Below are 13,963 nucleotides of genomic sequence, written 5' to 3' on the forward strand. Positions count from 1 at the left end.
TATACACCATGAACCCAAAAGTTGATTTTTATTTTAATAAAGACAAAAAATGGCAGCCAGAAGTAAGGCAGTTGAGGTCTTTTATGCTGGATTGCGGCCTTACTGAAGAGCTAAAATGGGGTTGCCCCTGTTATACCTACCAGGATAATAAGATTGTACTGATCCACGATTTTAAAGAATATTGCGCGTTGCTGTTTTTTAAAGGTGTTTTGCTGAACGATGCCTACAGCATCCTGATCCAACAAACCGAAAATGTGCAGGCTGCCCGGCAGATCAGGTTCACTAATCTTGATGAAATTGTTGAACAGGAAGCTATTATAAAGGCGTATGTGTTCGAAGCCATAGAGGTGGAGAAGGCAGGCCTGCAAGTACAAATGAAAAAGACTACCGAATTTGCTGTTGCCGAAGAATTTAAAATCAGGCTTGACGGTAGCGAGGAACTAAAAACAGCATTTGAAGCCCTAACACCCGGCAGGCAAAAGGCATACCTGCTGCATTTTGCAGCGGCTAAGCAAGTTAAAACCCGCGAAGCAAGGGTACACAAATGCATCCCCCAAATTATGAATGGAAAAGGATTGGACGATTAACCATATGGATAACTATGGCATTAAAAATATTAACATCATCGCAAAGCGAGGAATTATTAGGGATATTAAAGATACGGTTTGAAACGCATCAGGATCGCCACAGGGGCATCCATTGGGCAGAAGTTTACGCTCGCTTGCAAGATCGGCCGGAAAGACTATGGTCGTTAAATGAAATGGAACAAACCGGCGGCGAACCCGACGTTGTTGGATTTGAGAAAGCTACCGGTGAATATATATTTTTCGATTGCGCACCCGAAAGCCCCAAAGGCCGCCGCAGTATATGTTATGACCATGCAGCACTGGAAGCCCGTAAAGAACACAAACCGTTAGATAGCGCTATAAATATGGCCGCCGAAATGGATATAGAAATTTTGAATGAAACTGAATACAGGCAATTGCAACAATTGGGGGCGTTTGACACCAAAACCTCCGGTTGGTTAGCAACCCCTGCAGGCATCCGTAAACTGGGTGGCGCTATTTTCGGCGACCGCCGGTACAATACAGTTTTTATATACCACAACGGTGCCGAATCTTACTATAATGCAAGAGGCTTTCGTGGCTCTTTAAGAGTTTAAGCTGCGCTTATCCCGATACGATTTTGCCGTACTTATCAAGGTTTGTTTGACATTTTGGTCAGGTTGTGCCACCCCATAATATTTGATCGCGGCCTTTGGGTACGCGCATAATGGGTTGTTGGGTTTGGCATACCGGGCAGTTTACACGGTTTAAGTTAATACCCCATTTTGATTGATTCCGGCCGGCCCTTCTAAACCAAATAACAAGGCCAACTATTATTGCCGCGTAAATAAGAAGTTTGATCATTATTCAGTGTTGTTTTTATACTTGTATAAAGATATAGATTCTTTATACGTATTTAAAAAAAATCCCATAGCCATACCCCGGCCTATGGGAAACGCATCCCAAGTTTAAATGGTTACGCTATCTCCTAATTTGTTTAGATAGTTAAAAATAATGCCTTGTTTCTCAAAGTGCTTACTGTAAGTATTATATCGCTGTTCAATAAAAAAGTCTTTAGCGTAACCATCATGTACAGGCAAAATTTGTTTAGGCTTAATGGCGTCGGCAAAGCCGGCAATGCGCAATTCGTTGGCGAAAGGCGCCATAGCAACTAATATCAATAGTTCAATGCCTTTGTATTGGAGCAGTTTATCCTCCATCGAATCTACCGGGTGTAATACCTTGTCGTTAATTATAAAACCCGTCATCTGCGGTATTGGGCTATCCAGCAGTGGCTCGTGCTGTACGGAGATAGCCTCTAATTTAAAAGGGCCAATGTTATAAATACCTTCTTCTAACAGGCTGGAGTAAATGCCTTCTTTTTGGATAGCGGCACCAACCTCCATGTTGGCATATACGATAGCTTTACTCAGGGAAATAATCTTTTTAAGGTTGGGGGTATCCAGATGGTCCGGGTGGGTGTGGGTGATGATGATGCTGTTCACATCTGCGAACATCCCGGGCGTAACATCGCCCTCGGCAAAGCTGAATTTTCCCGGGTCGAACAATAGTTTATGGCCGTCCAGTTCAAAAACAAGGCAGGAGTGGAGGTATTTGGTGATTCTCATATGCTGATAATGATATACACTTAACCTATCCGGCCTTAAAAAGGTTTGGCCTAAAGCAGTTGTTTTAACTCCTCGAAGTTGTTTATAGTAGCCACCTGGCCGGTTTCAACTTCGCCAAAACCGTACGATGCAAAAATGAAGGGAACATCGGCCTTGGTAGCAGCTTCGCAATCGCCCATGGTATCGCCTACGTAAACAGGGTTTTTAAGGTTGTGGTCGTTAACAATATCGCGGATATTATTGGCCTTGGGGTTGCCCTTGGTGCCATAGCATTGGTGCGCCAAAAAGTAGGGGTGCATTTGGTGCAGATCTAAAAATAGTTCGATATATCCGCTTTGGCAGTTGCTTACAATGTAGAGTTTGTATTTTTCGCCGAGATAGGTAAGCGTGTCGGCAAGGCGTGGGTACAGCGTACCGCCTTGTTTGTGCAATATCTCCAGCTCGCTAACCGAGCATAGTTGCTTTACTTCTTCGCGCTGTTCGTTGCTTAAAAACGGGAACAGTTTTTCGAAGATCTTATCATACGTCATTCCTGTAATAGAGCGTACCCGCTCGCGGGTCATCACCTCGTTGGCCATATAAGGTGCCTGATTAAGGGCGGCCTGCCACGCGCCTGTAATGGTATCGGTACTATCCCAAAGGGTGCCGTCAAGGTCGAAAATTATGCTGTCGTATGTGTTTTTTAAGCTATCCATTGCTGCGTATTGTGCCGCAAAAGTAGCAGTTTATTTTTAGCGGACAGTCGCCCAAACGTAATTAGTATATTGGGAATTGGCCTGCGCCGAATATTACCGACAGTAACGGAATCGCCAACAAAAAAAATACCCTTGCTTGTTCTACTTTGTCAGAATCGCCTTTTACAAATACGTGGTTAATGTCGGCTAATATGGTGTTGATCGCGTTTTTCATAGTAAACAGTGTTATTGTGATTGCTGTTTTTTTGACGCTGCGAGGGTGGGGAAGGTTTAATGGGAAGTTAAAATTAGAAAGTTAAAAAGTTAAAAGTAAAAGGAATCAGGTTGGATTTTCTCGCTATTTTCTGAGTACAGTGAGAATGCAGCGAGAATATTTACTCGCCCGGTCATTGCTTCGCTCGACCACCCTCTCTTCGCTGCGCGGAAAGGGGGTAAGGAGACATTTTTATTTTTCACCCTTTTTGCACAGCAGAGAGGGTCGCGCACGAAGTGCCGCGGGGTGAGTAAACTACACACGAGCACATAAAGTAAATTACTCCTTCTCGTACAAAACCGTATTGTGAATGTTCCAGTCCTCAATATCAATAAGGCCGGGCCGGGTGTGGTAATGGTTATCGTCCGTGGGGCATTTAACTACATATTCGCCTTCGCTAACAAGGGAAATAATAGGGCGCTCGCCGCACCGTTTACAGGGTTTGCAATAAATAGACCCGGGTATTGTCACATAGCCTTTCATAAAGTGATATACGTAGGTTTTATTCCTTCAGGTTGTGAAAACAGAAAAAAAATATTCCGGCGAATATTATTTCGCGTCGTTTATTTCTATCCAGTAACCATCGGGGTCCTGAATGTAAACCTGCGATACACCATCAACGCGGTGCTCCACCTGGCCGGCAACACCTTTCCAATTACTGTAGGTGATCTTTTTGTCGGTAAGTGTTGCTATAAATTTAGTGATAGATGGCACACTGAAGCAAATATGATCGCCAATGAGTTTTGGCGCGGTAGAGCAACTGCCCTGTATAACGTGCATGGCAACGTTGGGTGCAATGTTATACCAGGTGTGTACGGTATCTTTAAATGGATTGGGGATTATTTTTAAGCCTAAAACAGAGGTATAAAAGGCATTGCTTTTTTTAAGATCGGCAGAGCAAAGGGCGGCGTGGTTAAATACTGCCTGCGCGTTGCTTGCCAACGGAGTACTTAACAATAGTACAGCGGCTATTTTAAGAGCGCGGGTTTTAATTGATTTATAGACTAACATAGGTGCGGGATTAGAATGGGTTTAAATATACAGTTTATGTAAATGCAAAATAATTTTCCCTTGCATTTTTTTTCGTACAGCAAGCTGGCGCCATCAAATCATTGTTTGCGTGCTTTAAACGCGCTTTGTAACAACTTGGTGATACTGCCTGCTGTGGATTAAACTTCGCAATGCCGCTGTAGTTTAACTTATAACAAACAGGAATTAGAATATAAAAAACATAAAGATCATGAAAAAGGAAATTGTAAGATTGTTAGCGTTATTAGTATTTGGCGCAGCAGCATTAACCGGATGTTCAATTGAAAACCAGGGCCGCCACGGTAAATATAATAATAACCGTAACCACCGCGACCACCATGATTACCATAATAACGACCATCATTATAACAACGGTTATTAATAAACATATCAACATCAATAATTACATCTAAATATAAACATCATGAAATATCTAAAAGTATTAGCCGTAGCAGTAGTAACCATGTTTGCCTTTGAAGGGGCAAAAGCACAAGTAGTTGTTAGCGCCCATATTGGCACACCAGCCCCGCGCCGTACCGTAGTAGTGCAAAGGCCCGTAGAACGCCGTGTGGTAGTAGTAAACAGTCATCACCGCAGGTATTACCGCCGCCCGGTAGTGGTTGAAAGGCGTGCATACTATCATCGCCCGGCACATCGCCGTGTGGTGGTAAGGCACTATTAATATATACGATAATAAATTTGAAGCCCTCCTGAACTTTCAGGGGGCTTTTTATTTTACACCAGTGCGGGTAGCAATTTATTGGCTGTCAGTATTTTTACATCCCAATTACCTTCACTTTTTTATATTGCGGGCTTAATTTCAAATTACAGATGCACAGAAGCGGTTTTCTTAAGTTTTTCCTGGCTATATCGGCCTTTACGTTACTTATGGACTGGTACGTTTTTAACGGCTTGCGTACCCTTACTACCCATTGGCAAAACCGCCCTGCAAGGCTGATGCTTATCTGGGGTTTCCTGATTATATCGGTTGCTGTAACGGTAGTGTTCCTGGTAGGGCTTAATACTTTAAGTACCGCTAAAGGGATGACGCCTTTCCACGAGTGGATGCTGAGTTTATTTCTCACCTTTTTTGTTACTAAACTCGTATTTGTAATAGTGCTTTCGCTGGGCGATCTGGGCCGTTTTATAACGGGTATTATACACGCGGTGACAAAAGACGGCAAAACGGGCGAATGGATATTCCCGTCCCGACGTAAATTTATCAGCGAGATTGCCATACTGCTGGCCGCTATACCTTTTACCGCTTTTTTTTATGCGATGCTGCGCGGCAAGTACGATTATAAGGTACATCGCCAAACACTTTATTATGATGAACTGCCCGAAGCTTTCGACGGCTTTACTATTACCCAGCTATCTGATATCCACTCGGGGAGTTTCGACAATGTGAAGGCCATGCAACATGGTATCGACCTCGCCAAAGCCCAAAAATCCGACCTTTTTGTTTTCACCGGCGACCTTGTGAATAATGCCGCATGGGAAATTGAACAGTATATTGATAATTTTGGGGCGATAAAAGCACCTTTCGGTCAATTCTCTATTTTGGGTAACCACGATTATGGCGACTATATTGCCTGGGAAAGTGAGCAGGCAAAGCATGATAACCTTGCCAAGCTAAAACAACACCACGCCGAACTGGGCTACCGTTTATTGCTGGATGAAAACGTAGTGATCGAAAAAGGCGGGCAAAAAATAGCTTTAGTAGGTGTAGAGAACTGGGGCGAAGGTTTCGTACAAAAAGGTGACCTTGACCGCGCCCTTAAAGGCGCTGATCTAAACGCTTTCAAGATCCTGTTATCGCATGACCCTACCCATTGGGAAAAGAAGGTGCGCTACCACCCGGTTGATGTGCATTTAACCCTATCAGGCCATACCCACGGCGCGCAGTTCGGTATCGAAGCCGCCGGCCTAAAGTGGAGCCCGGTCAAGTACCGTTACCTGGATTGGGCAGGCCTGGTGAACAATAAAAACCGCTACCTGTACGTAAACCGCGGCTTCGGCTTCCTGGCATTCTCAGGCCGCCTCGGCATATGGCCGGAGATAACGGTAATAACATTGAAGAAGCGCAGCGTATAGTTAAACGCCGCAATGATGCGTAGCCTTCAACTCAACCATTTTCCAAACTCATAAAACTTTTTAATGCTGATGCTTATTTTGCTGCCAACAGTGTACTTGCGGCGGGCGTAATTGATCACACGCAACGTCACCTCCTCACGTTCGATGATGAGTTCTTCAAAAAAGCCTTTAAAAAGCACTTGTTTAACCACCCATTTCGGGCCCATGCCCAAGGCAGTAATGCTGATGTGCTCGGCGTAAATTACTACCGTACCACGTTTCGACTTTATGCCGCAAACCTTAGCTTGCGCCGTGGTAAGTTCGCTGCAATTGATTAAAATTTTGGCGGTATAAAGTAATTTAGGGCCGTTATAAAGCGTTTCCGGAGAGCCATATTCCACAATTTCACCTTCCTTTATTACAATCAGTTCATCGGCCATGGAAAGGAGCTCGGCAGGGTCGTGCGATACCAGTATGACGGTAACGCCCCATTCTTTTACGATCTGGCGGATATCGTGCTGCAGGCTTTCGCGGTAGGCGGCATCAACCTGGTTAAAGGGCTCGTCGAGCATCAACACTTCCGGGCGATTAATGAGGGCTTTGGCAATAGTTACCCGTTGCTTTTCGCCACCGCTAAGCTTGCTAAAGGGTTGTTCGCGTAATTCATAGATCCCCAGTAAGTTTAGCGCCTGGGTAGTTTTCTGGATCTTGTAATTGGCATCTTCGGTAGGCAGGCCGCGGCCTACATTATCCCATACGTTAGCGCTCATGTCCATACCCGTATTATCCTGGCTTACCATGGTAATGGCAACCTGCGCCGCTGTAAAATTAGCCGTACGAACGGGGAGGGGTTGCCCATGAAAAAATACGTCGCCCGAGTCGGGTTTCATAGCGCCCGACAATAGTTTTAACAGCGTTGTTTTACCGCTGCCGCTTTCGCCCACAATGGCGGTAATTTTGCCCTTGGGTATAAAAATGGTAATATTATTAACGCCCGAAGATTTATCTCCAAAAAAGTTTTTGGTAACCGATGTGGTTTCGAGTATCAGGTCGTTGTTCATTTATGGGATAAGGCATGGGTGTAACTCGTTTCAAACCTAACCTATAAAAAGGGATCAGCCAAAAAAAAGTGGAAATCAAAGCCAACGTCATCCTGAACCGGTTTCAGGATCTTTCAGGACAATTTTAGACTGTGCAAGCGGGTTGCCGAAACAAGTGCGGCATAACGGGCTTTAAGTATGTAATTTTCTCGGTCGCAAACAATTAGGCCTAAATATTTATTCACCTATTAAATCTATCATCATGAACAGAACCATCGGAATAGTACTTATCGTTATTGGCGCGGCCATGCTCATCTGGACCGGCTTCACATACACCAAAAAAGAAAAAATAGTAGATGCAGGGCCGATACAGATCTCTGCCGACAGACAAAAATCTGTAAACTGGCCACCATATTTGGGCGGCATATTATTAGTGGGCGGGATTGTTATTGTCGCCACATCAAAAAAAGCCTAACGCTTCCGTATATTAGCGGTAATGGAACCAACTTTTTTTGACGCCCCTGCCGATTTTCGCGACTGGCTGCAAAAGCACGCCCATGAAGAAACCGAACTGCTGGTTGGTTATTATAAAGTGGGTAGCGGCAAACCAAGCATTACCTGGCCGCAATCGGTCGACGAAGCCCTGTGCTTTGGCTGGATAGACGGCGTGCGAAGGTCTGTAGATGCAGAAGCCTATTGCATCCGCTTTACCCCACGCAAACCTACCAGTATCTGGAGCGCCGTAAATATCAAAAAAGTTGCCGACCTTACCGAGAAAGGCCTGATGCAACCCGCCGGAATTGCCGCTTTTGCTAAACGGAAAGCAGAAAAGTCGGCTATCTATAGCTTTGAAGTTGCACCAATGGTGCTGAAGCCTGAATACCAAAAACAATTTAAGTCCAACAAAAAAGCCTGGGCTTTTTTTGAGGCACAGGCACCATGGTATAAACGCTTAACCATCCACCGCGTTATGTCGGCCAAGCAAGAGAAAACACAGCTAAGCCGTTTGGTAAATATTATCGCGGCGAGCGAAAGGGGAGAGATAATAAGATAAGGCGTAACCACCATCACAAAATGCAAAATACTGTCATCCCGGTTTGTTAGCTACCAAACCAGGCCCCACACTGTAAATAGCAGACCTGTCAAAGCCGTATTTAGTGTGAGATGCTGCCCTCCGGCCGGTGCGCAGCACGACAGTTATCTTTAATATTATATTAGTTTGCCGTTCTCAATAGCATCTTGCAAAACAGCAATCCTAAACTTGGGCTTATAACAGTAACCTGCTAATTTTTTTACCCACGGGCGGTGGTAACCAAATACCGTTTTTAGCATTCGCACCCTTGCAGACCCCTTTGGATAGCCATATTTATACCAGCTAAATTTGGAGTTGTCGATGGCGAAATGTTCGGCAAATTCGGCCAGGAAAAGGTCTATCTCTATATCGTAAATATCCAGATCAAGATCGATACTGGTGTTGGGGTGTAGCTGCGAGGTGTCAACCCGGCTTACCTTGTACCGGTTACAGTAGTTGATGATAAAATCTTTTAACTGTGGTTGAATTTGGTCCATGCGATCCCGTTAGTTATCCATAGGACACCGCTTTTTGGCCGGCGTTGCAGTCTAAAAGTATGAAAAAGGATGTTAAGTTCATTTTATTTAACTTTTATTAACGGGTGCTTGTAACGCTAAGTGGTAATTTTTCCTTTAGATAGATGGCTGGTTTTCTTCATTGCCGTCCCATTTATAGGGCGGAATAACAAAGAAGTATTGAGGCTTCAGCCTAAACTCAATATTGTGGCTAAAGCCAAATAGTTTTTATATCAGTCCGTTGACTTTAGTCAACGGCAATGAATATTATAAGGGAACATACTGATTATACACTCTTTTCCAACTTGTACATTTTTACCGGCTGCTTCAATATGCCGTTACGCTCGGGTATGTTCAGCGGGATAATTTCGCCGGTTTTGGCGTAGCCGCGGCGTTCATACCACTCCAGTAACTCGGTGCGGGTGGTGATAACCGTCATGGCTATGATATGGAAATTGATGCTGCGGGCGTAGTCTTCGGCGGCTTGTAGAAGCTTGCGGCCAAGTCCGCCGGCCTGTAGGGTGGGCGATACGGTAAGCATGCCCAGGTAAAGTTTGTCGCCGCGTTTTTGCAGGTAAACACAACCGGTTATGTGGCCATCGCCATTAGTGTTTTTAAGGATAATGGAATTCTTGTCGTCCATTTGCCCGGTCAGGTCCTCAGCGTCGATACGTTGCCCGCCGATAAGGTTGGCCTCGGTAGTCCAGCCTTTTTTGGAACTTTCGCCCCGGTAGGCAGAGTTGATAAGGGTAACCAGTTCAGGAACATCAGTAAGGGTAGCGGGTATTATAGCCATTCGGCAAATTTATTAAATCGAAACAAAAAAATGATTAGTAATGCGTACTACTTAACGCATGCTGTTTTACTCACCCGGTCATCGCTTCGCTTGACCACCCTCTCTTCGCTGCGCGGAAAGAGGGTGTTGTTTATTTTGTTTTTACCTTCTTTTCGAAGCAGAGACGGTCGACCAGCATTGCGATCCCGATAGCTCGGACAGGGCGAGTAATTGAACAAGCGACAAAATCATTGCAAATCCCGGTAATCTTCCCGCACCGGGCTAAACACATCTATCAGCCTGCAATCTGTAATGGCTAACCCGCTGTGACGAACATTGGACGGGATTACCGCGAACTTATTGCTATCTAAAACCTGCACCTCGTTAGCAACCGTTAGCTGAAACTGCCCCTCCAGCACAAAAGACATTTGTTCGTGAACGTGCTGATGATCTGGCACGCTATTGCCGGCCTTCACCTCTATAAAATTGATGGTGTTATTCGTGGTATGGATAAGCCTGGAGAAAAAGCCGGGTGCAATTTCTTTGGCGTCGATGTCTGAGAATTGGCGGAAGATGTTTGTGCTCATGGTTGCAAGATAGTAAAGAAACAATTTTTTTCACGCCCTTCCTTCAGAGAGGGCCGGGGTGAGGCTTTTATCCCACTATGTACTTACTCCCCGGCAAGTAGGATAAGATCTTGATGCCGATATACGTCACTACAAATGTACATATTGCCAGCACAGGTATCACCAGCGCTACATTGTGCAGCCAGTTGTTTATGATGGGGAATAACTGCACAAGCACTAAAATATGCGCCAGGTAGATACCATAGGTAAGGCCTGATACTTTAGCCATAAAAGTTTCCATACCGGCACTTTTAAAGCTAATAACGCGGAACATAAGGAATAATCCCGTTGCCATCATGGCTACATTAATGGTTGGGAATGCCCAGGAAAGTTCCAGTTCGGGCAGGTCTTTAGCAAATGGCAATTGGTGATCGAACACCATGTGGGTAATAAGGTAACCGGCGATTACTAAAACGGATCCCACAACAAAGCCGGCCCTTTTAGAAATGGTAACATGCTCTTTAATGTAATTGCCCAGCAATAGGTAGCCTATATAGCCCGAGAAATAGTAACCGCTGTGGTATTTGTTCCAAAAGCACTCGCCCCAAACTTCGGGAATAACGGTTTTGATGTAGGGGAAGCACAATGTAATCACCCAAATAAGCAAAAAGAACTGCTTGAATTGCTTAGATGCCGTTTGCACCCACGGCGAAAATATGGGAATAAACAAGTACACGCCGATAAACATATATACAAACCACAAATGCCCCGCACTTGGCGCAAAGTTGATGGGAATCATGTACAGATCATGCCACATTTGGCCTGCGTTGCTGCTGCCCAGCAGGTAAGGCACAATGGCGTACATGTTGCTCCAAAACAGGAACGGGATAAGCAGGCGGCTAAACCTGCGCTTATAAAACTGGCTTCCGGTCTCTTTAATGGGTAGCAATAAATAGCCCGAGATCATGACGAATAAGGGTACGCATGCCCGCATAAAACTGCCGTAATTATTTACCCAGGTATGGTCCTGCCTTATGATCTGGCCCTTATCGCCGATGTAGAAAAATTCGCCCGAGTGCACGATAAGAACCATAAGGCAGGCGACGATCCTTAACACGTTAAGATAGGCGGTTGGGCTGCTTTTAAAGGCGGTTGGGGCTTGCATTGCGCGCATAGTTTATTAATTGGTGCCCTAATTTATATAAAACGGCGGTATTTATACACATAAGTTAAAACTTAGCCCCAACTTAGGCGTTTTAAAAATACATCGTATTTAGCTATGGCATTTATTGATTATTACAAGATACTGGGCATCAGCAAAACCGCTACTGATAAAGATATCAAAAGCGCGTACCGCAAAATGGCCCGCAAGCATCACCCCGATCTTAACCCCAACAACGCCGAGGCCGAAAAGCAATTTAAGGAGGTGAATGAAGCCAACGAAGTTTTAAGCGACCCCGAGAAGCGTAAAAAATATGATAAATACGGCGAGAACTGGCAGCACGGCGAGGCCTACGAACAACAGTCCAGGCAGCAAAGCCGGCAACGCAACCCCGGCGGTGGTGGCGGTTTTGACTTTGGCGGCGGTAGCGGCGGCGATTTCTCAGACTTTTTTAACTCCATGTTTGGCGGAGGCCCCCCGGGCGGTGGTGGCGGCAGAACGCAACAACGTTACCGCGGGCAGGATATGAATGCAAGCCTTAGCCTCGACCTCCGGGATATCCTGGAAAGTAAAAAACAAACCATAACCGTAAATGGTAAAAATATAAGGCTTACCATCCCCGCAGGAATAGCTGACGGCCAAAGCATAAAAATTGCAGGCCATGGTGGCGCAGGCAGCAACGGCGCACCCGCGGGCGACTTATATCTTAAATTCAACATCCCTGAGGATGCTGAATTTAAACGGGTGGGCAGCGACCTGTACCGAAACATCAACCTGGACTTGTACACTGCCGTTTTAGGTGGCGAAATTACTGCCGATACCTTGACGGGCAAGGTGAAGCTGAAAGTTACGCCCGGTACGCAGATTGGCACTAAGGTAAAGTTAAAAGGTAAGGGCGTACCTGTTTATAAAAAGGAAGGCCAGTTTGGCGACCTGTATCTCACTTACAATGTGCAACTGCCAACCACGCTTACCGACAAGCAAAAAGAGTTATTTGAAGAACTGGCTAAATCATAAACCGATATGAGGACCGAAAATTTAATAACCGTAAACGATTTTTGTGTGTACCACAATGTGGAATACACCTTTGTTGATTACCTGGCCGATGCGGGGCTAATTAAAGTAACAACCGTTAACAAAACCAACTGCATCCCGCTGGACGAGATCCAACATTTAGAGCAGCTGGTACGCCTGCATAACGAGTTGGAGATTAACGAACCGGGTATAGCAACCATAAATAATTTGCTGCAAAAAATGGAGGATATGGAAGAGGAAATGAATGTTTTACGCAGCAAATTGCGCCTTTACGAAGAGTAAAATACAAAAAACAGTCGATTTTTATTAAACCATGGTACGGTTATGGTGTCATACTTACAAATGAAACAATAATTGTAAATAAAATTCGCTACCATGAAGACTCTTAAAATTTCAATAATCGCATTAGCACTTACCCTTGGCGCGCACATTGCAAACGCACAAGTTAGGGTAGGGATAGGTATAAATTTAGGCACACCGGTACGTTATGTAGAACGCCCTGTTGTTTATGATGAACCCGTAGTTTATGAACGCCCGGTTGTTTATCACAGATACAGCCGGCCGGTATATTACCGCACCCGTTATTACAATCGCCCGGTTTACCGTAACGTAGAATATCGCGATCACGGTAGGGGTTGGGGCCGCGGACATGGCGGTGGCAGAGGCCACGGCAGGCACTAATCCACTATAAATAATAAGAAAGCCCTTCAGCAATGAGGGGCTTTTTTTGTGCCATGGGTCTCGGATCGATACGGATAGGGTGAGTTACTTCTTCAAAAATCCATTCAACGCCGCTTGTGTAAACTCAGACAATACCAACTCGCCGCTAATGGCGGCGCGGTCTATAAGGAGTTTCTCCCAGTCCTCGGTGCCTTCCCATAAAATCTGTTTGAGGCCGATAAGTGCCTCCGTATGGTAAGATGCAAGGCGCTGGGTTAACAGCGACAGGGCTTCATCTAAAGCTTTAGTATCGGCATAAACCTCGTTGTAAAGGCCTTTTTCCATAGCCCATTGCGCGGTTTGGAAATCTACCGCACGGATGGTTAACTGAGAAAATGCAGGTAAGCCTATTTTGCGGATCACGGCGGGCGAGATCACAAACGGACCTATCCCTATAGCCAGTTCACTTAGCTTGATGGATGCGGCTTCGGTAGCCAGGCAGTAATCGGCAGCGGCTGCAAGGCCTACACCACCACCAACTGCTTTACCCTGCACACGTGCTATAACTATTTTTGGCGATTTGCGGCAGGCGTTGATCACGTTGGCAAAGCCTGAAAAGAATATGGCGCCTGCTTCCTTATCTTTTATCTGAAGCAACTCGTCAAAACTGGCGCCCGCGCAAAAGGTGCGTTCACCGGCGCTTTGCAGTACAATGATTTTGGTTTGAGGGTCGGCGCCAGCGGTATTTATTTTATCGGTGAGTTCCTGCAACAATAGGGCAGGCAACGAATTTTGGGCGGGGTGGTAAAAACCTATAGTAGTTACGCCATCGGCTGTTGTGTTAGATATAACGTTTCCGTTTGTGCTGTCGTTTATCATCGGGCTGATATAAATGCGCGGCAATATCCGCAATTT

At 45.3% G+C, this 13,963-nt stretch carries 20 protein-coding genes; 10 read left to right on the plus strand and 10 right to left on the minus strand.

Going from position 1 to position 13,963, the window contains the following annotated elements:
- Positions 1-8: 8 nt before the first annotated feature.
- The gene (locus ACVW0P_RS10400) at positions 9-587 is read left to right on the plus strand and encodes a YdeI/OmpD-associated family protein (RefSeq protein ID WP_457132033.1); all 579 of its coding nucleotides are present in this window, start codon (positions 9-11) and stop codon (positions 585-587) included.
- A gap of 14 nt (positions 588-601) precedes the next feature.
- On the plus strand, positions 602-1,162 hold the full coding sequence (locus tag ACVW0P_RS10405) for a DUF4256 domain-containing protein (RefSeq protein ID WP_457132034.1): 561 nt from the start codon (positions 602-604) through the stop codon (positions 1,160-1,162).
- 351 nt (positions 1,163-1,513) lie between these two features.
- Here ACVW0P_RS10405 and ACVW0P_RS10410 read toward each other — a convergent pair whose 3' ends face one another.
- The 4 genes from ACVW0P_RS10410 to ACVW0P_RS10425 form a co-directional block, all read right to left on the minus strand.
- Positions 1,514-2,173 carry an MBL fold metallo-hydrolase gene (locus ACVW0P_RS10410; protein ID WP_457132035.1) on the minus strand — a complete coding sequence of 220 codons (660 nt, stop codon included), beginning with the start codon at positions 2,171-2,173 and terminating at the stop codon, positions 1,514-1,516.
- 50 nt (positions 2,174-2,223) lie between these two features.
- Positions 2,224-2,868, minus strand: a complete 645-nt coding sequence (locus tag ACVW0P_RS10415) for an HAD family hydrolase (protein WP_457132036.1) — start codon at positions 2,866-2,868, stop codon at positions 2,224-2,226.
- A 61-nt stretch (positions 2,869-2,929) separates the two neighbouring features.
- Positions 2,930-3,082 carry a hypothetical protein gene (locus ACVW0P_RS10420; protein ID WP_457132037.1) on the minus strand — a complete coding sequence of 51 codons (153 nt, stop codon included), beginning with the start codon at positions 3,080-3,082 and terminating at the stop codon, positions 2,930-2,932.
- A 588-nt stretch (positions 3,083-3,670) separates the two neighbouring features.
- Entirely contained in the window at positions 3,671-4,132 is a 462-nt protein-coding gene (locus tag ACVW0P_RS10425; RefSeq protein WP_457132038.1) for a VOC family protein, read from the minus strand.
- Positions 4,133-4,361: 229 nt separating this feature from the next.
- Here ACVW0P_RS10425 and ACVW0P_RS10430 point away from each other — a divergent pair, with 229 nt between their 5' ends.
- The 3 genes from ACVW0P_RS10430 (at position 4,362) to ACVW0P_RS10440 (ending at position 6,244) form a co-directional block, all read left to right on the plus strand.
- Positions 4,362-4,532 (plus strand): hypothetical protein, encoded by a 171-nt coding sequence (locus ACVW0P_RS10430; protein ID WP_354431304.1) that lies wholly within the window; start codon positions 4,362-4,364, stop codon positions 4,530-4,532.
- 42 nt (positions 4,533-4,574) lie between these two features.
- Entirely contained in the window at positions 4,575-4,832 is a 258-nt protein-coding gene (locus ACVW0P_RS10435) for a hypothetical protein (RefSeq protein WP_457132039.1), read from the plus strand.
- A gap of 149 nt (positions 4,833-4,981) precedes the next feature.
- A complete protein-coding gene (locus ACVW0P_RS10440; protein ID WP_457132040.1) occupies positions 4,982-6,244 on the plus strand; it encodes a metallophosphoesterase in 1,263 nt (420 codons plus the stop codon).
- Positions 6,245-6,270: 26 nt separating this feature from the next.
- On the opposite strand, the gene ACVW0P_RS10445 is transcribed toward ACVW0P_RS10440, so the two are convergent.
- Entirely contained in the window at positions 6,271-7,284 is a 1,014-nt protein-coding gene (locus ACVW0P_RS10445) for an ABC transporter ATP-binding protein (RefSeq protein WP_457132041.1), read from the minus strand.
- Between the two features lie 241 nt (positions 7,285-7,525).
- On the opposite strand from ACVW0P_RS10445, the gene ACVW0P_RS10450 reads away from it, so the two are divergent.
- Positions 7,526-7,738, plus strand: a complete 213-nt coding sequence (locus tag ACVW0P_RS10450; RefSeq protein ID WP_354431299.1) for a hypothetical protein — start codon at positions 7,526-7,528, stop codon at positions 7,736-7,738.
- Between the two features lie 21 nt (positions 7,739-7,759).
- Positions 7,760-8,317, plus strand: coding sequence for a YdeI/OmpD-associated family protein (locus tag ACVW0P_RS10455; RefSeq protein ID WP_457132042.1), 558 nt, complete (start codon positions 7,760-7,762; stop codon positions 8,315-8,317).
- A 155-nt stretch (positions 8,318-8,472) separates the two neighbouring features.
- Here ACVW0P_RS10455 and ACVW0P_RS10460 read toward each other — a convergent pair whose 3' ends face one another.
- The 4 genes from ACVW0P_RS10460 to ACVW0P_RS10475 all read right to left on the minus strand — a co-directional run bounded on the left by ACVW0P_RS10460 (position 8,473) and on the right by ACVW0P_RS10475 (position 11,356).
- Positions 8,473-8,832 (minus strand): DUF1493 family protein, encoded by a 360-nt coding sequence (locus ACVW0P_RS10460; RefSeq protein ID WP_457132043.1) that lies wholly within the window; start codon positions 8,830-8,832, stop codon positions 8,473-8,475.
- Between the two features lie 304 nt (positions 8,833-9,136).
- Positions 9,137-9,646, minus strand: coding sequence for a GNAT family N-acetyltransferase (locus ACVW0P_RS10465; RefSeq protein WP_457132044.1), 510 nt, complete (start codon positions 9,644-9,646; stop codon positions 9,137-9,139).
- A 227-nt stretch (positions 9,647-9,873) separates the two neighbouring features.
- The gene (locus ACVW0P_RS10470) at positions 9,874-10,212 is read right to left on the minus strand and encodes a cupin domain-containing protein (protein ID WP_457132045.1); all 339 of its coding nucleotides are present in this window, start codon (positions 10,210-10,212) and stop codon (positions 9,874-9,876) included.
- 67 nt (positions 10,213-10,279) lie between these two features.
- Complete coding sequence (locus ACVW0P_RS10475) at positions 10,280-11,356, minus strand: acyltransferase (RefSeq protein WP_457132046.1); 1,077 nt, start codon at positions 11,354-11,356, stop codon at positions 10,280-10,282.
- A gap of 114 nt (positions 11,357-11,470) precedes the next feature.
- On the opposite strand from ACVW0P_RS10475, the gene ACVW0P_RS10480 reads away from it, so the two are divergent.
- The 3 genes from ACVW0P_RS10480 to ACVW0P_RS10490 all read left to right on the plus strand — a co-directional run bounded on the left by ACVW0P_RS10480 (position 11,471) and on the right by ACVW0P_RS10490 (position 13,069).
- Positions 11,471-12,370, plus strand: a complete 900-nt coding sequence (locus ACVW0P_RS10480) for a DnaJ C-terminal domain-containing protein (RefSeq protein WP_457132047.1) — start codon at positions 11,471-11,473, stop codon at positions 12,368-12,370.
- Positions 12,371-12,376: 6 nt separating this feature from the next.
- Entirely contained in the window at positions 12,377-12,670 is a 294-nt protein-coding gene (locus ACVW0P_RS10485; RefSeq protein ID WP_457132048.1) for a chaperone modulator CbpM, read from the plus strand.
- A gap of 93 nt (positions 12,671-12,763) precedes the next feature.
- Entirely contained in the window at positions 12,764-13,069 is a 306-nt protein-coding gene (locus ACVW0P_RS10490) for a hypothetical protein (protein ID WP_354431291.1), read from the plus strand.
- A gap of 84 nt (positions 13,070-13,153) precedes the next feature.
- Here the strand turns inward: ACVW0P_RS10490 and ACVW0P_RS10495 are convergent, their stop codons facing one another.
- Positions 13,154-13,927 (minus strand): enoyl-CoA hydratase/isomerase family protein, encoded by a 774-nt coding sequence (locus ACVW0P_RS10495; protein WP_457132049.1) that lies wholly within the window; start codon positions 13,925-13,927, stop codon positions 13,154-13,156.
- Positions 13,928-13,963: the final 36 nt, after the last annotated feature.

The organism is Mucilaginibacter sp. UYNi724 (genome assembly GCF_054057495.1).

Excerpts from the sequence above, each read along its gene's own strand:
- ACVW0P_RS10400 (WP_457132033.1), top strand. The coding sequence starts at position 9 with ATGAACCCAAAAGTTGATTTTTATTTTAATAAAGACAAAAAATGGCAG.
- ACVW0P_RS10405 (WP_457132034.1), top strand. The coding sequence starts at position 602 with ATGGCATTAAAAATATTAACATCATCGCAAAGCGAGGAATTATTAGGG.
- ACVW0P_RS10410 (WP_457132035.1), bottom strand. The coding sequence starts at position 2,173 with ATGAGAATCACCAAATACCTCCACTCCTGCCTTGTTTTTGAACTGGAC.
- ACVW0P_RS10415 (WP_457132036.1), bottom strand. The coding sequence starts at position 2,868 with ATGGATAGCTTAAAAAACACATACGACAGCATAATTTTCGACCTTGAC.
- ACVW0P_RS10420 (WP_457132037.1), bottom strand. The coding sequence starts at position 3,082 with ATGAAAAACGCGATCAACACCATATTAGCCGACATTAACCACGTATTT.
- ACVW0P_RS10425 (WP_457132038.1), bottom strand. The coding sequence starts at position 4,132 with ATGTTAGTCTATAAATCAATTAAAACCCGCGCTCTTAAAATAGCCGCT.
- ACVW0P_RS10430 (WP_354431304.1), top strand. The coding sequence starts at position 4,362 with ATGAAAAAGGAAATTGTAAGATTGTTAGCGTTATTAGTATTTGGCGCA.
- ACVW0P_RS10435 (WP_457132039.1), top strand. The coding sequence starts at position 4,575 with ATGAAATATCTAAAAGTATTAGCCGTAGCAGTAGTAACCATGTTTGCC.
- ACVW0P_RS10440 (WP_457132040.1), top strand. The coding sequence starts at position 4,982 with ATGCACAGAAGCGGTTTTCTTAAGTTTTTCCTGGCTATATCGGCCTTT.
- ACVW0P_RS10445 (WP_457132041.1), bottom strand. The coding sequence starts at position 7,284 with ATGAACAACGACCTGATACTCGAAACCACATCGGTTACCAAAAACTTT.
- ACVW0P_RS10450 (WP_354431299.1), top strand. The coding sequence starts at position 7,526 with ATGAACAGAACCATCGGAATAGTACTTATCGTTATTGGCGCGGCCATG.
- ACVW0P_RS10455 (WP_457132042.1), top strand. The coding sequence starts at position 7,760 with ATGGAACCAACTTTTTTTGACGCCCCTGCCGATTTTCGCGACTGGCTG.
- ACVW0P_RS10460 (WP_457132043.1), bottom strand. The coding sequence starts at position 8,832 with ATGGACCAAATTCAACCACAGTTAAAAGATTTTATCATCAACTACTGT.
- ACVW0P_RS10465 (WP_457132044.1), bottom strand. The coding sequence starts at position 9,646 with ATGGCTATAATACCCGCTACCCTTACTGATGTTCCTGAACTGGTTACC.
- ACVW0P_RS10470 (WP_457132045.1), bottom strand. The coding sequence starts at position 10,212 with ATGAGCACAAACATCTTCCGCCAATTCTCAGACATCGACGCCAAAGAA.
- ACVW0P_RS10475 (WP_457132046.1), bottom strand. The coding sequence starts at position 11,356 with ATGCAAGCCCCAACCGCCTTTAAAAGCAGCCCAACCGCCTATCTTAAC.
- ACVW0P_RS10480 (WP_457132047.1), top strand. The coding sequence starts at position 11,471 with ATGGCATTTATTGATTATTACAAGATACTGGGCATCAGCAAAACCGCT.
- ACVW0P_RS10485 (WP_457132048.1), top strand. The coding sequence starts at position 12,377 with ATGAGGACCGAAAATTTAATAACCGTAAACGATTTTTGTGTGTACCAC.
- ACVW0P_RS10490 (WP_354431291.1), top strand. The coding sequence starts at position 12,764 with ATGAAGACTCTTAAAATTTCAATAATCGCATTAGCACTTACCCTTGGC.
- ACVW0P_RS10495 (WP_457132049.1), bottom strand. The coding sequence starts at position 13,927 with ATGATAAACGACAGCACAAACGGAAACGTTATATCTAACACAACAGCC.